The sequence below is a fragment of the Amycolatopsis sp. NPDC059027 genome (genome assembly GCF_042739735.1).
GTDB lineage: Bacteria > Actinomycetota > Actinomycetes > Mycobacteriales > Pseudonocardiaceae > Amycolatopsis.
Genome location: NZ_JBHYIK010000080.1, coordinates 12036 through 29512 on the forward strand (window position 1 = coordinate 12036; position 17477 = coordinate 29512).

Genomic DNA, 17477 nt, shown 5'->3' on the forward strand with positions numbered 1-17477 from the left:
GTCGGTCACGCTCGATCTTTGGCCAGGATGGTGGATGTTCGTGGAGAATCGCCGGATCGGTGATCGGTACCGGTTGCTCGAGCCGATCGGTGGCGGAGCCATGGGCACCGTCTGGCGGGCGAAGGACGAGACGCTCGGCCGGACCGTTGCGATCAAGGAGCTGGTGCTCCCCGACGACCACGACGAGAAGCGCACCGACGAGGCGAAGCAGCGGGCCATGCGGGAGGCGCGGATCGCCGCGCGGCTGACGCACCCGCACGCCATCACCGTGTTCGCCGTCCTCGACGAGGAAGATCGGCCCTGGCTGATCATGGAGCACCTGACGTCGACCAGCCTCGCGCAGAAGCTCGAGGACGGACCGCTCTCCGTGGACGACGCTGTCAACGTCGGCGCGCAGGTCAGCTCGGCGCTGGCCGCGGCGCACCGCGCCGGGATCGTGCACCGGGACGTGAAGCCGGGCAACATCCTGGTCGGCCCGGACGGCACCGCGAAGATCAGCGACTTCGGCATCTCGCGCGCGGCGGGCGACGTCAAGCTCACCGCGACCGGGGACATCCTCGGCACGCCGGCGTTCCTCTCGCCCGAGGTCGCGCGGGGCGAGGACGCGAGCTTCGCCTCCGACGTCTTCTCGTTCGGCGCCACGCTCTACGCGGCCGTCGAGGGCACCCCGCCCTACGGCGAATCGGACAACCAGATCGCGCTGCTCTACCGCGCGTCCAGCGGCGACATCGTGCCGCCCACGAAGACCGAACGGCTCACCCCGCTGCTGCTGCGGATGCTGGCGACCGATCCGGCCGAGCGGCCGTCGATGGGCGAGGTCGAGCGCGAGCTGAAGGCGCTGGTCGCGGTCCCCGCCGCGACGCTGCCCGCCGGTCCTCCCGTGGCCGACGCCGCCGAGCCCACCGTCCCCGTGGCTCCCGCGCCCCCGTCGCGGAACCGCCGTGGGCTGATTGCCGTCGGCGCCGGAGCGTTGCTGCTCATTGTCGCCGTCATCGTCGTGATCCTCGTGACTCGGCACAAATCAGCCCCGGAGACCACCGCCGCGCCGCCGCCCCTCACGTCGCAGTCGCCGACCCCGGCCACGACGCCTTCGGCGGCTCCGCCGCCGCCCACGACACCGTCGTCCTCCACACCGACGCCATCGACGTCGTCGTCCTCCTCCGCGCCGCCGCCAGCCGCGGAGACTCCGGCTCAGGCGGTCGCGGCCTACTACGGGCTGCTGCCCGGGAACCTCGAAGCGGGGTACGCGCGGCTGACCCAGAGATTCAAGGACGCGCGAAGTAAAACCTTCGCCGCGTACGCACAGTGGTGGAGCCAGTTCCAATCCGTCACCGCGTCCAACATCACGGTGAACGGCTCGACCGTGACCGTCGACGTCAGCTACGTCTACAAGTCGGGCGGGAACACACAGGAACGCGACACGCTCACGCTCGTTCAGAAGGACGGGATGTGGATGCTGGACTCGCAGGGCTGATTCCTCACCGCCGTTGAACCGGCGGGCCCGCCGAGCCGTATCCCCCAGTGGCAGCGGCAGGAGGAGGCAGTGGTGCTCAACTCCGTATCGACGGCTGGGAGATCGCCGGACCCGGTGGTCTTCGTGCTGCCCGGCGCCGAGGGGGACCCCGGTCGCTACAACCGGCGGCTGTGCCAGTACCTGCCCGCCGCGGGCCTGCCGGTGCTGGAACTGCCGATAGCCTCGGCGACCCGGCTGTCCCGCTCGTTGTCCGCCCTGCCCGATGGCACGGTCGTGCTGCTGGACGGCCAGATCGCCAGCGCCGTCCCCGAGGTCGTCGTCCCGCATTCGCGCCGTCTGCGGCTGGTCGTCCTGGTGCACTCGCCGCTGGCCGACGGTGCTGGTCCGGACCACTCGCGGGCGCTGGAACTCGACGCGTCCGAACGGGAAACCCTGCGCATGGTCAGCACCGTGGTGGCCACCGGTCCCGGCCTGGCGCACCATCTGATCGACCGCCACGACCTCGACCCGGCCCGTGTCCACGTCGCCCGCCCCGGCACCGATCGCGCGCCGCTCGCGGTCGGCACCGACGGCGTGTCGCACCTGGTGTGCGTGTCGCCATTGGTGGAGGGCAATGGTCAGGACGTGCTGGCGCGGGCGCTCAATTCCGTGCGTGACCTGCGTCTGACCTGTGACTTCGTCGGTTCGCCGGGGGACGATCCGGCGTTCGTGTCCGCGCTCCGGCGGTCCCTCGACCACCGCTCCCGGCTGCTCTCCCCGCCCGGCCTCGCGGCGGTCTACGACGCCGCCGACCTCGTCGTCCTGCCGACGCAGGCGACCGTCGTCACCGACGCCCTGGTTCGCGGCATTCCCGTGCTGGCCACCGACACCTCACCCGCGGCCGATGTCGCGGACTTCCCCGGGCTGCTGATCCCGCCCGACGACGTCGCCGCGCTCGCCATGGCCCTCCGTCGCTGGGCGCTGGATCCCGAACTCCGCCGGTCCCTCCGGACCGACGCCCTCGCACGCGGCTGCTCGCTACCGACGTGGCCCGCCACGGCTGGTCGGCTCGCCGACGTCCTGGCCCGCCTCCAGACCGCGCCGCCCGAAGTCGTCGTTCCCCTGTCCCGCCGCCCCGCGCGCCCCACGGCGTTGACCACATAACTGTGAAACCGCCGCCGGACCGTACCTCTCCCTCCCTGCGAGGCGGTCCGGCGACAGGCTTCCCCCAGGCCGCGGGAATCCCTTCCCGCGGACACTGCGGGCGCAGTGTCGCCCACCCCGTCCTCATTTCGTCCTCGAAGACGCCTTGCTGTGCGTGATAACGTCGCTACCGGCGGAAACGCGGGGGAGGGTGCGTGAGATTCGGGGTCCTTGGCCCACTTGAAGTGCGTGATGGGGAACGGGTACTGCCGTTGGGCGGGCCGAAGCAGCAAAAGGTGCTCGCCGCTCTGTTGCTGGGATACGGCCGCGCGGTTCCGCTCGATGAACTGGTGAACGCGGTGTGGGAGACGGATCCTCCCGCGACCGCCGAGAAACAGGTGCGCAACGCGGTTTCGGATTTGCGGCGTTCCCTGCCGTTCGACGATACGACGATCGTTTCGGCGGTGTCGGGTTATCGGCTGGACGCCGGCGCGCATTTGGACGCCGCCGCATTCCAGCAAATGGTCGAACGAGCGCGAAAGGACGCGGCGGAATCCCGGCCATCGGACGCGGTAGCCGGATTCCGGCGCGCTCTCGAGCTGTGGCGCGGTCCGGCGCTCGCGGGCTTGGGATGTCCCGCATTGGAACCCCAGCTCGCAGGACTGGGCGAAGAGCGGCTGGCGGCGTTCGAGCACTGCGTCGAGCTGGAACTCGGCTTGGGCAGGCACCGCGGGCTCACCGGCGAGCTGGCCGAATGGGCGAACGAGAACCCGCTCCGGGAAAGGCTCACCGAACAGCTGATGCTCGCCCTGCACCGGGCGGGAGCGCCGGCGCAGGCGATCCTCGCGTACGAACGCGCTCAAGGCGCCCTGCGCGAGGAACTCGGCGTCGAGCCGGGCCCCGGCCTCCGCCGCCTTCGCGCGCGGATCCTGGCCGACGACCCGGCCCTCGTGGCCCCGGAGAGCTGGGTACCGCGGTGCGATTTGCCGCGCGACGCCAGCTACTTCACCGGACGGGACGCCGAACTCGGCAGGATCCTCGAAGCGGCCGGGGACCGGACGGGCACCACCATGGTGATCTCCGCGCTCGACGGCATGGCAGGCGTCGGGAAAACCACCCTGGCCGTGCACGCCGCGCGTCGGCTCATCGAGCGTTTCCCGGACGCGCAGCTGTTCATCGACCTGCACGCCCACACGCCAGGACAGCAACCGCTCACGCCGTCCGCCGCGCTCGAGAAGCTGCTTCGCGCCTTGGGGGTCGCGAACGAACGCATCCCGATCGAGCTGGAGGACCGGGCCGCGTTGTGGCGGGCGCAGCTGGCGAAGCGGCGCGCGCTGATCGTGCTGGACAACGCGGTGGACGCCGCCCAGCTGCGGCCCCTGCTGCCGGGCGCGCCGGAGTGCCTGACCATCGTCACCAGCCGGCGGCGTCTCACCGACCTGGACGCGGATCCGATCACCGTCGATATCCTGCCTGCCGCGGACGCGCGGGAGCTGTTCCTGCGAGTCGTCGGGGACGACCGGCCGCTGGCCGAACCGGCGGCGACCGACGACGTGCTCCAGCTCTGCGGCTTCCTCCCCCTCGCGTTGCGGATCGCCGCCGCGCGTCTCCGGCACCGTCCATCGTGGACAGTCGAACACCTCGCTTCCCGGCTGCGCGATCAACGCCACCGCCTCACCGAACTGCGGACCGACAACCGCAGCGTCGCGACGGCCTTCACGTTGTCGTATGCCCAGCTCAAGCCCGATCACCAGGGCTTCTTCCGGGCACTGGGACTGACTCCGGGCACGGACATCGATCCGACCGCCGCGGGCGCGTTGACCGAGCAACGTCCGATGGCCAGTGAAGACATCCTCGAGGATCTCGTCGACGCGCATCTGCTGGAGCAGCCGGGCCCCGGCCGGTACCGCTTCCACGATCTGCTGCGCACCTACGCGGCGCGGCTCGCGGCGGACACCGACGGTGAAACCGATCGGCGCGCGGCCCTGACCCGGCTGTTCGACCACTACCTGCTCACCGCCGCGACGGCCATGGACGTCGTGGCGCCTACCGAGCGAGCGCATCGTCCGCGCCTGAAACCGCCGGTGTCCCAGGACAACCACCTCTTCACCTACGATCGCGCGCTGAGCTGGCTGAAGGCCGAACGCGCGAATCTGCTTTCGGTCGCCGGGCACGCCGCCGTCCACGGCTGGCCTTCGCACACCTTCCACCTGTCCGCGACGTTGTGGCGGTTCTTCCACATCATCGGCAACCACAACGACGCGCTGATCCTGCACACGCAGGGTCTCGCTGCGGCACGCAGGGCGAACGATCTTGGTTACCAGGCGGATTCGCTCGCCAGCCGGGGTTACATCAACTGGTGGCTCGGCCGGTACCAGGAGGCGCTCGCCGACTGCGACGAGGGCGTGCGTCTCGCGGTCGACCTGCGCGACCGCCGTGTCGAAGGACGCGCCCTGCACGCACTCGGCCTGGTCTGTACTCGGCTGGGTTCGCTGGAGGAGGCGCGCACCGTGCTCTGGCGGACCCTCGAGGCGGGCAAGGACACTGACGACCCGGTATTGGAGGGTTACGCGCTGCGGGGAATCGGCGAGGTGTACCACCACATGGGCCGGATCGCCGAATCCGTCGACGCCTACGAACAGGCGATCTCGGTGGCTCGTTCCATCGGGAACACCACCATCGAAGGCTATTCCTTGCGTGGGCTCGCCGAAGTCGATTCGCTGCGGGGCGACCACGACGAAGCCCTCACGAAATGCCTGCGGGCGCTCGAACTGGCCAGGGCGAACCGAAACCGCAATATCGAAAACCGCGCCTTGCGCACTCTCGCCGAGATTCGCCGGCGGCGGGGTGAGTACGACCATGCCTTCGCGGCGTACTCGGAGGCGTTGACCGTCGCCGAAGAGACCGCGAACCGCTACGAGGAAGCGCACGCGTACAACGGCCTCGCGCACACGCACCACGACCGCGGCGACTTTGCCGAGGCCAGGCGACGCTGGGGGCAGGCTTTCACGCTGTTCGGCAAACTCGGGGTGCCTGAGCAGCACGGGGTCGGCGTGCAACTGGAAGCGCTCGACGGGAAGAGGAGCTGAGCCGGTGAGTTCGACCGCGGAGACCGCGGCGTTGTTGCGAGCGGCGGGCGCGGTGGTCACCGAGCCGGAACTCCGGGGGCCCGACGTCCTGGCGGCGCGGCTGATTCCGTGGTGGCCTCTCGGTCCCGCGATGATCAAAGTGCCCGGCCTGCGTGGCATGGTCCTCCGGGCGCTCCGGCGTTCCTGGCCGGGGGCGCTGTGGTTCGAGGTCATTCGCACCAAGTACATGGACGACGTTGTCCGCGCGGAGGTCGCGGCGGGCGCCACCCAGCTCGTCCTGCTGGGCGCCGGCTTCGATTCCCGGGCGCATCGCCTGCGGGAAATACTCGCCGGGACAACAGTGTTCGAGGTGGACCAGCCGGACATCTCGGCCCGCAAACGCGCTCGCGTCCGGGCGCTGCCACGAGTGTCCAATGTGCACTATCTGACGATCGACTTCAACCACGACGATCTCGCCGCGACGCTGGCACGCGGTGGCTACGACCCCACGGCGCGCACGGTGGTCGTGTGGTCGGGCGTGACGCAGTATCTGGAGGAAACCGGTGTCGAGGCGACGCTCCGGTGGTTGTCCGCGCAGGCGCCGGAGAGTTCGGTCGTCTTCGACTACTGCTGGCGCGAAGTCATCGAGGGAACGGGCCTGACACCCGACGCGCTCGCCGCCGCTCAAGAGGTGGCGTCAAGGGGTGAACCGTGGCTGTGGGGAATCCGGCGCGGTAAGGCGGCGGAATTCCTGACCGCGCAAGGACTTCGTCTCGTGGAAGACCTGGACATCCCCACCGCGCAAAGCCGGTATCTGCAGCGAGCGGACGGCACGGTCCAAGGTCCAGTGTGGACATTCGGCGGCTTCGTGCACGCGAAGACGAGCTAACCGAGCAGATGGGAGCGTCGCCACAAGGCCGTCGTGAAGTGTCCCTTGATGAACCCGTTTTCCCGGCAGAAGCCGACCAGTTGGCGCGACATCCACCGCAATGACTCGTGATAGTGCGGATTCGTCAACGCCGCTTGGTATGCCTCCTTCGGGTTCAACCCCACTCGCCGGTACGTCTCCGGCCGGATGAACGCCCGGCTCATCGACCACGCGAGCAACGCGACGCCGAACCGGTTCAGCTTCCGCGACAGCCACCCGGCTTCGGTCATCGTGCGCACCATCGCCTCGCGCGCGTAGGCGACGTGCCGTGCCTCCTCCAGGACGTGGATCCGGTTCATCATCCGCAGCAACGGCTGGACCCGTTCGTCGTCCATGGTTTCGCGCTGCAGCCGGTCCACGGGCTCCTCGAAGAACAGCGCGCTCGCCCAGAAGACCGGCCCCAACGGCACCAGCGCGGACACGACGTTCAACAGCCGCGTCGTCAGTTTCGACTGGGGCACCACCTTGCCACCGAACCGCGAAATCCCCTTCGCGAACATGGTCGAATGACGACATTCGTCGGCGACCTCGGTCAGCGCGTACAACGCGGGGTCCGTCGCGGGTTCGCCTTCTTGGACCGTGCGGAGAATGGTGCGCATCAGGCTCAACTCGGCGTGAATGACCACGGACAGGAACGTGATCATCTCCTGTTTGGCCAGCTCCGCTCGCTGCACCGCGGACATCCGGTCCCACAGTGCCGTGCCGTACAACGAGATCCGGTGCTCCAGGTGGTACAGCTTGCCCTCGACCAAGGGCGCGTCCCAGTCGATGTCCACCGCGGGGTCGTAACTCCGCGCTGCCGACGACTTCAACAACCGCCGCGCTGTCGCATCCCGATCCATACGCTCCACGCTAGCGCGCCGCGCTCCCGGCTCCGGGCGGCCCGGGTAAACGTCACCCGCTGTTCGACCGCGGCTCACTCAGTCCGGTTCCGCGGGCAGGAGATCGTGGCCGTCCCAGGTGAAGCGGGCGGTGGTCACGGCGTCGTCGCCGTCGGCGCCGGTGATGAGCTGGTGGATGCCGATCCCGCTCAGCTCCGAGTAGACGCACCACTCGTGGTCGGAGGTGAGCATCAGGTCGAGGTCGAGTGCCGACAGCAAGGCGAACACCTGGCCCCGGTTCGTGCTGTCGACGCCGACGAACACCTCGTCGAGCAGGATGACGCGCGGTGCTTCCGGCGCGGCCTGGTAGTGCGCCGCGACCGCGGCGAAGAGCGGCAGGTGCAGTGCGATGGCCTTCTCACCACCGGAAAGCGCGCCGTGCAGTTTGCGGGTCAGCAGTTGCCAGCCGTCGCCGTTCGCGCGGTCGACCTTCACCACGAAGCGATGCCATGCCGTGTAGTCGAAGACCTGGGCGAGCTGTTGTTCCCAGCTGGTCGCGGTGTCGTCGGCCTTGGCCTGTTCGATCCGGTCGCGGAAGAACCGGTGCAGGGACTCGCGATCGGCGTCGGTCAGGCGCACCGGATCCTTGAGCAGCAGATCCCGGGCGGCTTTCGTCCCCGGTGGCAGATCCGGCGCGACCTGCCAGACCAGCCGTACCGCGACTTTCGAGGCGGTGCGGACCTTTTCCAAGCGTGCGTTCATGCCGTCGACCAGCTCGTTGGCCTGGCGGATCCGCGCGGCGAGATGCCGGCGGGTGTCCCCGGTCAACGTCTGGTCGAACAGTTCTCGTTCCCGCTCGGTGATCTCGTCGCGGCTTTGGTCGGCTTCGGTGCGGAGGATGTTCAGCAGTTCCGCGGCGCCGACCCGGAGACCGTCCACCACCGCGGTGAAAACCTGGACGTCCTCGTCGGTTTCGAGGTCGAGGTCGGCGCGGGAACTCAGCGCGTCCCGGCAGGTGTGCACGGACTCGGACAGCCGGTGCAGCGCGTCCCCGATGTTGCTGGCGCTGTGGGGCACCGACGGCCAGGCGGCCGCGACCAGCCGCGCCGCGTCCAGCGCGGCACGGACACCGTCGCCCGACCCCAGGGTGGCCTCGAACTTCGTGAGGTCGGCGATTCCGCTGTCCGCCGGGAAAGTTCCGGCGGCCAAGCGGCGGAACCGCTGGGCTGTATTGTCTCGATGGGCCGACGCCTCTTCGTGGACCTTCGCGTCGTTTGCCCGCTGAGTTTCCAGCCTGCCGAGCTGCGTCGCGAGTTCGGTCACCTTGCCCGTGGTTCGTTTTTGTTCGTCGCCGAGTTCCGTGATCTTGGTGCGAAGTCCTTCGATTTCGGCAAGAACTTCTCGGTAGTCGACGCCGAACGTGCTGTCGATCGCCTCGAGCATGGCGACCAGTTTCCGGTGCTCTTCTTCGGCTTCCCGCGCTTCGCCCTCGCGTTGAACCGCGTGGTCCACCGACCGTTGTGCCTGGGCTGTCAACGAAGCCAGTGTTTGCCGGGCGGTGAGGAGTTTGTCGTGCTGCTCCAACCAGTTCTCGGCCTGATCGGCGAACGTGCTGACGGATGTCGCCAGTGTCGCCAAGGCTGCCCGCTCGGTGGGCACACCATGTTCGGCCGCCAGGCCGATCAAACCGAGCAGCGTCCGAGCCACGTCCTTTTCCCGCGCCGACACGATTTCGACGCGCTGACGCACGATCCGGTCGGCCGTCCCCAGTTCGAGTTCCGCCCTGGTCATCTGCTGGGTGGCAGCGTCGAGTACCGCGTAGCTGGGCCTTGCCGCCCGCTCGGCCTTGATCACCTGCCGACGCGTGGCGAGGGCGGCGAGTTCGGTTTCGAGCCGCGCCATGTCCGCCTCGCGTTCGGAGATCTGGGCCCTCAGCTCGTGGATGCGGCGTTCGCGGGCGCGTCGGCGCGCGAGCGCGCCGATGTAGGCCGGATGGTCCTTCTGCCAGCTCCCAGCGAGATTGCCGAGACGCCACGTGCCATCCGCGCCGATGGCCGCGGATTCTTCCGGCGGCAACCGGTCGCCGAAGGCCACCGCTTCCAATAGTCTGCGTACGACCGGAGCCTGGACTTCCGCATCGGCTTCGGCCACGAGGACGTCAGCGAGTGATCGACCGGCCACCGGGCCCAACGCCTCGGGCTCTGCGAAGATGTCGTGGCCCGGGACGTCTCCGCGCGGCCCCACCCAGGCGTCCAACAGACCGGATGCTTCGAGTGCGGCTTCGATCCCCGCGTACGCGCTCTCGGGCGTTGCCGCCGCGAAGTCGACCAAACGCCACAACGGTGCGCCCGTCATCGCTTCCCGGTCGGTCGTGCGGGTCGGCGGCGCGGCTGGCGGGAGATCTTCCTCGGTGCGCAGCCGATCCACCTCGGCGATGAGGTGATCCCGCTGTTCGCGAGCCGCGGCCAATGCCGTCGTCCGGGTCGTTTCCTGGCGGGTGATCTCTTCCAGGATCGGCGATGCGACCGCATCCACCGCGGTGAGCAGCGCGGTTTCGGATTCGAGGTGGTCGAGCAGGACCGTGGGCTCGGGGAACACCAGCTCAGCGCAGGCCTCCGCCCACTCCACCAGCCGGATGCTCAGGTCGTTCAGCGCGGCGTCCCGATCGCGTGCTGCGGCGTCGAGCTGTTCCTGCGCCGCGGAGTACGCCGACCTCGCGCTGTCGAGGTCCTCCTCCGCCTCCTGACGTCGCTCGATCGCGCGCTCGTGGTTGTCGAGGGCTTCGCCGACCGTGTGCAGCTGCTCCTCCTTGCCACGCACCGCCGCGCGCAGCAAGGGCCGCGCGGAACCCGGCTCGGTGTCCAGGTGCGCCGTGATTTCGCCGTGCACGCTTGTCAGACCGGCGCGGGCAGCGGCTTGGCGTGTCTCGATTTCCTGCGTCCGGACGATCTCGGCTTGCCGGTGTGCGGTCCGTTCGGCGTCGTGGCGATCCTGCTCGTCACGGTCGGCATAGGTTCGTTTCTTGCCCGCGTCGTCCCGGATCTTCCCGGCCTGCGCTCGCGCTTCGGCCGTACGCTGCCGCAGCCGATCCAGCTCCTGACCTTGTTTGTAGGCCTCACTTTCGGTCAGCCCGGTCTTCCTGGCCTCGGCCGTGCTGATTTCTTGCGCGAGGGTTTCGATGCGATGCTCGGCGTCTTCCTTTTGCCGGGCAACGATTTCGTACTGCTCGGCGGACTGTCGCGCGGCTTTGGACAGTTTCTCCAGTTCGTTGGTTGCCGAGGTCACTTCGGCCGCGCTCGCTCGCAGCACGCGTTGGGCATAGGTCCGTTGCCGCGACGCCAATGTCCGGGTGGCCGTGACCTCTTCTTCCAGTGTTGCAAGTCGTTCGCGTTGCTTGTCCAGCCGTTCGAACCCCTCGGCGAGTTCGGCGATTTCCTGCTGTCCCAAGGGAGGAAGTGCGCGTGAGAGCAACGTCGACAACAACGCGGGGTCGAGCCGCTGCGACAGCTTGGGCGTTCGCAGCTGGAGCAACGCGGTGATCAAGGCGTCGAAACGTTGCTCGGTCAAGGTGGGGAAGAGCGTCGACCGGACTTCCGCGCGGTAGTCACTGGCGTTCGCGTGCCCTGTCCCGTGGGAGCCGAGCTGTTCCTCCAGTGCCTTCTTCGTCAGCGGTTGACCGGCGTCGTTGACCAGACTGAGCCCATCCGGCATGCCGATGCGCTGCTCGGTGGTGAAGTAATCCGGATGCACTGTCGTGGTGTGCGAACTCGCCTGCAGCCGCGCCCCGCAGCTGAACCAGCGCCCGGGAAACCGGAACTCCAGCCACACGTAGCCGACGCGTGTCGTACCGGAAGCGCCTTCGCCCATGAGGTTCCAGTGCATGGTGCGTTCACCGGTGCCGAACGTCGACAGGCGGTTGGCCCGCAGGTTCGCGTCGAAGAGGAACGGCAACAACAGTTCGAGCGCCTTCGATTTGCCGCTCCCGTTGGGACCGCGGAGCAGCAGACGTCCTTGGTGGAACTCGAAGACCTCGTCGTAGTAGCGCCAGACATTGAGAATTCCGGCGCGGGTGGGTACCCAGCGAGGCGCCGGTGGGGCGGTCTCGCCGTCGTGCGCGGGGCGAGGAAGTTCGGTCACTGTCATGACGGATTCTCCTCGGCGTCGGAGGTTCTGGCGTCGCGCACGGCGTAGCGCGCCGCGGCCGGAAGGGGGCGAACAAGACCGGAAGACAGCTGCGCCAGGCCGAACGCCGTCAGCACTGCCAGCGCGTCGGTAGTGAGCTGCCGTACGCCGTCCTCGCCGCGGTAACTCTTGGCCCAGCGCGGAAAGCGTTCGAGTAGCTCCGCAGCGGCCGCCTGCAGTTGTTCGAACGTCATCGGCCCGGTCAACGCATCGAGCAGCAGAAGGGCGGCGACCTTGGCGTTGCTCGCGTCGTCCGGGAATCGCGTGTCGGTCGCGATGCCGTCGACGTCGACGAGCAGTACGCCCTCTGCGCGCTCTTCCAGTGCGAAGCCACCTTGTTCGGCGGCGCGGCGAAGAAGCTGGCGTCCGGTAGGGGAGGAGAGGTAGGCGCACTCGTCGGCGGAGAGGTCGTCGAAGTAGAGAACCGGGTCGTCGACCAGGCGCCGGAACACCGAGTGTCTGAGCCACAGATTCCGCTGGACCTCGGAGCGCTTCGCCGTATCGTCATGCGCACCCGAAGCGAGGCCGTAGCGACGCTCGCGCGACACCGCGGCGACGAGTTCTTCGAAGCGCAGCGCCACTTCGTCGGTCGGCACCGCCAGGCGGGACGGTCCGACCGGGGCGGCGAGCAGACGGAGCAGCAACGTCGCGTCGATCTGGTACAGCACCTTGGCGTCCGCCGATTCCACGAACGCCTCGGTCGTGCCGTCGACCACCTCGATCACACCGTAGGACTCCAGCAGCCGAAGGACATCGACGAACGCCATCCGCTCACCGCGGCTCGACGTGTCGAAGGCCGCGACGACCTCATCGGAGCCGGCGGCCAGGCTGACCCGCTTGGCCAGCAGACCGATGGTGGTCACCGGCGTCGCGAGCAACTCGGCCGCTACCACACACAACAGCACGTACCGCCGCCGATCGAACGGCGCTCGACCCGACCGGAGCCGGCGAGCGGGACGACCGGGATCGGTGGCGACACGAACCTTGACCAGCCGGGCGTAGCCGAGGCGCGGTTCGACGGTCAGCGTCCAGCCGCAGTAGTAGTCGAACCACTGCCGGATCGGCTCGCGCCGGCGCCGGACCAGCTCGAACGCCTCGGGCTGGCCTCGCTCGGTGACCAACGGCGTGGCGAGCAACTGCCGGATGCCGCGGGCGACCTCCTCCTTCTCAGCGATCACCAGCTGGTTGGCGAGCTGGCTCATGACCGGCCCCCACTCGCGCGCTGTATTCGACGCCCACCGTCGGCCCGGATCTCGAGTTCGTAATCAGGACCGTGAAACTGCCCCCGTGGCGTCGTCAGCCTGGCCACCGCGCCGTCCTGAGGCGGCCACAACAGAATCTCGATCCGCCCGTCGGACGTCGTGCCCCGCCGCACGCCATTGCGCTCCGGCGCGTTGCCGAGCGCCCTGCCCAGCAGATCGAGCAACCGCTCGAACACCGCGTGATCGAGCCGGGCGAACGCGGAGAGCCGGACCGCGCCGCCGGTGTCGAGCATGTCCCACGCGGCTTCCAGTTCCGCCCGCTCAGCACGCGCCTGCTCCGCCCTGGCCGCGCGGACCGCGGCGACGTCACGCACCCGCCCCGTGCGGGCGAACCGCTCGGTTTTCCCCGCTGTGCGCAGCAAAGGCGACACCTCGACCGGCGGCGCGTCCCGCCACGACGACGTCGAGCTGACCAGCTCGGGATCGGGATGGGCGAGATGCGCGTGCCGCGCCGAACTCAGCCCGAACATGGTCGACCACAACCGATGCAGGTCGTCCTGGGCAGGCACGACGGTGAACCACCTTGCCAGCTCACGGAAATCGGCGACCGCACTGCTCGCCCGCCGCCGGGATTCGGTGATCCGGTCGAGCACCTGGAGCAGCGTGATGATCGCCCGCCGCGCCACGAGATGCAGCTGCTCGGCCCGCGGTTGCGCGCCGTCCGACGGCAGGAACCAGGCCCGCAGCCCCTCCCAGCGGGCCCGGCGATGCGCCAGCCACTCCGGCCCCGGATCCGTGCCGGACAGCTGAGGAAGATCGGCACCGAGCAGCGCACGCTGATGCATCAGCCCGACCCCGTGTTCCTCGACCTGCCGGATCCGGACCGCGATCCCGTGCGTGCGGTGTTCGAGGTTGGTCAGGAACTCCTGGAGATAGGTGACCGTCGAGGCCTTGACCTCGTGGAAGGTGGCCAGATTCGCACCGTCCGCACGCAGGAGCCGCTGCAATTCGCCGTTGAACTGCTTGGTGTTCCCGCGTAACGCTTCGAGATGCCCCTCCAACTCGGTCAGCGTGCTGAAAACACGCCGATCCGACCCGCCGTCCAACTCGCGCACGAGATCGCCGAGCCGATCGGAGATCGCGTCGAGCACCGCCGTCTGCAACGCACCCGTCGAGGCCAGCACACTCAGCGCGTGAACCACCCCGGCGAACGCCGCTTCACCTTGCCGCGTAAGGGAATACTGAAGGTTACGCCGCTCGTACTCGGTCGCCGTACGGTAGTTCTCGGAGTGATTCTGGATGACGTCGACGAGGTTCCAGTCGCGGAGCTGGTCGAGCGCCCTGGCGAGGTCGTCGTCCTCCAACGCGTCGAGCCAGCCCACCGACCTCAACCGCGCGCGGACGTCGTCGAGCCCCAGCGCGGTTTCGAGCCGCTCGTTGGCCTCGCCGAAGGCATGCAGCACCGACACGTACAGCTCGGCCCGGTCGCCGCTGGTGAAGCGGAACATCTCGGGCGGAACACGGATCGGGTCCATCCTGCCTCCCACAGTCTGGTCGCCGACCACGGTACGGGTCGGCACCGACAGTTTCAGGCTTGGGCCATTTCGTCGAGCAACGCCGACGCGACACGCTCCTCCGGAACCGTCTTACCCACCCTGACCAGGTGCCCAGCCAACTCGGCGTCCCATGGCGCCGGCGTGACCCGCCCGACCGGCGGACCGTCCCCGACCGCGGCGAGGTAGTCGGCGCTGGCCATCCGCCACGGTACCGCCCCGGTCCTGGCCACGACGTTTGCCGCGATCCGCAGCCCCTCCCCGTCGAAGTCGCCGTGGTAAAGCAGCTGGGCACCGGCCTCTCCGAGGCGCCTGAGCAGCAGAATCCCCGTGCTACTGGGCCAGCCTGAGGTGCAGATCATCGGCGGACACCCGGTACTGAACCTGTCGAGCGCGAGCGCCAGCACACTCGGATTCTCGAACACCCACACTTGTTCGGGCGCTTCTATGCTCTTGGCAGCCCTGAGCTGCTGCAATGTCAGCACAGCGGCCGTCCCGGATTCCGCGCACGCCCGTAGAATCCGGCTCGCTGTGTCGTCGCCAGGCAGGCGGAGCCCAGCGGCGAGCACCGTCGAGGACAACTCGTCATCCGCGATCCCGGCCCGCTCCCACAACGCCCGTCGCTCGGGCGCGTCCACCGGCGGCGTGACGTCGTAAATCGCGGCCAACGCCCTGGTGACGAGGCCCGCGCACCTCGTGCCCTCATCCAGCGCGTGCGTCTCACCCAGCACCGCGTCGGCGAACACCGGCAGCGGCACCCCAGCCGCAGGCAACTCACCCAACACCCGCAACGCCGTGCTCAGCTCCTCACGCGTCCGCACTATCGACTTATCGACAAGTCCGGCTCGACGTACTGCAGCTACCCAATCCATCAGTGCCGGTTGCGCCACCACCACCGGATGCTCTGCCAGCCACGCCCACAGCTCTTCCCGCTCCGCCGCAGCCCGCCGCCTCTCCCCAGCGCGATTGCCGACCGGGCCTACGAGCTTTGCGACGACGTCCCGGGTCTCCAGCCCGGTCACCTCACGAAGCGCCTGGTCAAGCTTGTCCAGCGCGATGCTGGCGTACTCACCGGGCAGCCGCTCCAACCCGAGCAGATCCGCGACCGCAGCCCGCTGGTCGTCGTCGAGCGGCCCGATCTTGACCCTGCTCACCGGCAGCCCGGACGACAACCTGCCATGCACGGCCCGCCACAACGGCATCAAACCACGCGAGAGTCGATCAACAGGTTCCACAATGGGTCACATCATAGGAGTGCTCCCCGGATCAGGAGTGAAATCCGGCGTCGAACGGCAAGCCCTCCTACAGGGCGTAAAGGCAGGCAAATTCGACTGTATGGGGGCCTCCTGCGCCCATGGCTGATCGCGCTGTCGTCAAGATGGTCCGGGATATCCGGGTGTGGCTCGCCGATGACCAAGGCACGGACGACGTCATCACCTGTTTGGAGCTGTTGCTCGACGCCCGGGACACTTGGCTGAACTGTGCTGACCCGACGTTGTGGCGGACCGGTGACGCGCATCGGCTGCTGATCGACACCGCCGCGCCACGGCTGACGGACCGGTACGGCCTGAGCGCGCACGGTCCGGCAGCGTTGCAAGTGCTGATCGACTTCCTCGACGCGACCGATCGGTTCCATCCGGCCAGCACGCGCATCATGACGCTGCGCAAGGAACTGGATCGGGCCACCGCGAGGTTCCCCGCAGCGATGGCGGACGAATCGAGGTGGCGACTGGCCAAACGGATCTACACCGCGATGCTCGCAGCCGGGGTCGATATCGATGACGACGACGCGGCCGATGCTTGGCTCGAGAAGTTCAACCGGTCGGTCCGGCCGCGGCGCCGTGCCGTCCTCGGCTCGTTACTCGATCAGACGCCGGAACTCGCGACGGCTCGATTCGTCGCCAGGGACTCCGTCGTCGCCGCACTCCCGCCGGACGCCCCTATCCCGCCCGAGTTCCGCCGCGACGAGCCGGCGGCGGAACCATGCCCGGCCAACCCACCGGTCTCGCTGCCACCGACCAACCAGCTCGCTGTTTCTGCTCGCGAATCGGCGTTGCTGCGCAGGTTGGTCTCTTGTGGACAGTGGGCAGTCGAGGGCCGCAAGGTGACGAAGCAGGGCTTCCCGTCCCCTGCCGACACTCGGTCGTTCGCCGAGACGCTGGGCATCAACCCCCGTGAGCGCCTTCGTGACCCTCGCGACCAGGTGCCGCTGACCCGCGCTTGGCGGCTGGCCCTGGACGTGGAAGTCCTGCGCTTGCACCGCACCCAGGTAGTCCCCGGACCGGCGTTCACCGCGCTGGAACGGGTTGTGGCGGGCACGGCCGACGCTGAGGAAACCTTGCGCCTCTGGCAGGAAGTCGTCGACGTCGCGGTTGCCGGCCCGGCCCAGCTGGACGAACGTGACGAGGGTACCCGCGAACTCGAAGCGTTCCTCCGCCCATGGGGTCCCCGCGCTCTGGGGGAGATGTACCGCGCCGAAGCACCGATCGGCCTCGAAGATCTGATCGATGATCTCATCGACGAGCACCACGACCCCGACGTCTCCGAAACCCTCATCGCCCTGACCGGCGCGGCCGTCCGCACCGGTCTGCTGGCCGCGGTCGAAGCGGGCGCCGCAACAGTTGCCTTGCCTCCTGACACCGACCACGAACGGACGACCGTCCAGATGGCTGCACTGCTCGGCGAGCCGTCGTGGGCTGTCCTCCCCATCCTGGACGCCCGTGCCGAACTGACCTCACTCGGCCGCTACTTCGTCCGCCGGAACCTCCTGGCCGAGGAAGTGACGCGCCTCTACTTGAACCGGCTTGAGAAGGAGCCTGCCGATGTACTGCGAATTCCTCGCGGTGGATCAGGAACTCGGTGATCGTCGGCAGAACTCCGCGAGTTGCCGCCCCAGGCCGACATCACCGCGACAAGGTTCGTCAGCGAGTACCACTGGGGCGATTTTCGCGGTAACCCTCCGACCGTAATGGAGCGCTACTTCGATGCCTTTCTATATGTTATTGAGCTGTGGGAGTTGGCTTCGAAGCGGCGGGCTGAACGAGAAGGACGGGAAGTCCGCAAAGTCGCGGCTCAGTATGCTCGCCTTGAGAAAAGCAGGTCCGAGGCGTGTGAACAGGGTGAATGC

Annotated in this window: 10 protein-coding genes; 5 read left to right on the plus strand and 5 right to left on the minus strand. The window is 68.5% G+C overall.

Annotated features, from left to right (window positions below):
* Positions 1-34: 34 nt before the first annotated feature.
* The 4 genes from ACFWY9_RS37920 (at position 35) to ACFWY9_RS37935 (ending at position 6553) form a co-directional block, all read left to right on the plus strand.
* Positions 35-1474, plus strand: coding sequence for a serine/threonine-protein kinase (locus ACFWY9_RS37920; protein ID WP_378324314.1), 1440 nt, complete (start codon positions 35-37; stop codon positions 1472-1474).
* 72 nt (positions 1475-1546) lie between these two features.
* Entirely contained in the window at positions 1547-2617 is a 1071-nt protein-coding gene (locus ACFWY9_RS37925; RefSeq protein ID WP_378324315.1) for a glycosyltransferase family 4 protein, read from the plus strand.
* Positions 2618-2892: 275 nt separating this feature from the next.
* On the plus strand, positions 2893-5685 hold the full coding sequence (locus ACFWY9_RS37930) for a BTAD domain-containing putative transcriptional regulator (RefSeq protein ID WP_378341162.1): 2793 nt from the start codon (positions 2893-2895) through the stop codon (positions 5683-5685).
* 4 nt (positions 5686-5689) lie between these two features.
* On the plus strand, positions 5690-6553 hold the full coding sequence (locus ACFWY9_RS37935) for a class I SAM-dependent methyltransferase (RefSeq protein WP_378324317.1): 864 nt from the start codon (positions 5690-5692) through the stop codon (positions 6551-6553).
* Here ACFWY9_RS37935 and ACFWY9_RS37940 read toward each other — a convergent pair.
* The 5 genes from ACFWY9_RS37940 to ACFWY9_RS37960 form a co-directional block, all read right to left on the minus strand.
* Complete coding sequence (locus ACFWY9_RS37940) at positions 6550-7434, minus strand: diiron oxygenase (RefSeq protein WP_378324318.1); 885 nt, start codon at positions 7432-7434, stop codon at positions 6550-6552. The genes ACFWY9_RS37935 and ACFWY9_RS37940 overlap by 4 nt on opposite strands.
* Positions 7435-7512: 78 nt before the next feature.
* A complete protein-coding gene (locus ACFWY9_RS37945) occupies positions 7513-11556 on the minus strand; it encodes a TIGR02680 family protein (RefSeq protein WP_378324319.1) in 4044 nt (1347 codons plus the stop codon).
* The gene (locus ACFWY9_RS37950; RefSeq protein ID WP_378324320.1) at positions 11553-12797 is read right to left on the minus strand and encodes a TIGR02678 family protein; all 1245 of its coding nucleotides are present in this window, start codon (positions 12795-12797) and stop codon (positions 11553-11555) included. The genes ACFWY9_RS37945 and ACFWY9_RS37950 overlap by 4 nt, the downstream gene beginning before the upstream one ends.
* Entirely contained in the window at positions 12794-14332 is a 1539-nt protein-coding gene (locus tag ACFWY9_RS37955; protein WP_378324321.1) for a TIGR02677 family protein, read from the minus strand. Before ACFWY9_RS37955 ends, ACFWY9_RS37950 begins: the two co-directional genes overlap by 4 nt.
* A gap of 53 nt (positions 14333-14385) precedes the next feature.
* Positions 14386-15552: a TIGR02679 family protein gene (locus ACFWY9_RS37960; protein WP_378324322.1), complete on the minus strand. Its 1167-nt coding sequence runs from the start codon at positions 15550-15552 to the stop codon at positions 14386-14388.
* Between the two features lie 152 nt (positions 15553-15704).
* Between ACFWY9_RS37960 and ACFWY9_RS37965 the strand changes: the two genes are divergently transcribed.
* Positions 15705-17213, plus strand: a complete 1509-nt coding sequence (locus ACFWY9_RS37965) for a hypothetical protein (protein ID WP_378324324.1) — start codon at positions 15705-15707, stop codon at positions 17211-17213.
* Positions 17214-17477: the final 264 nt, after the last annotated feature.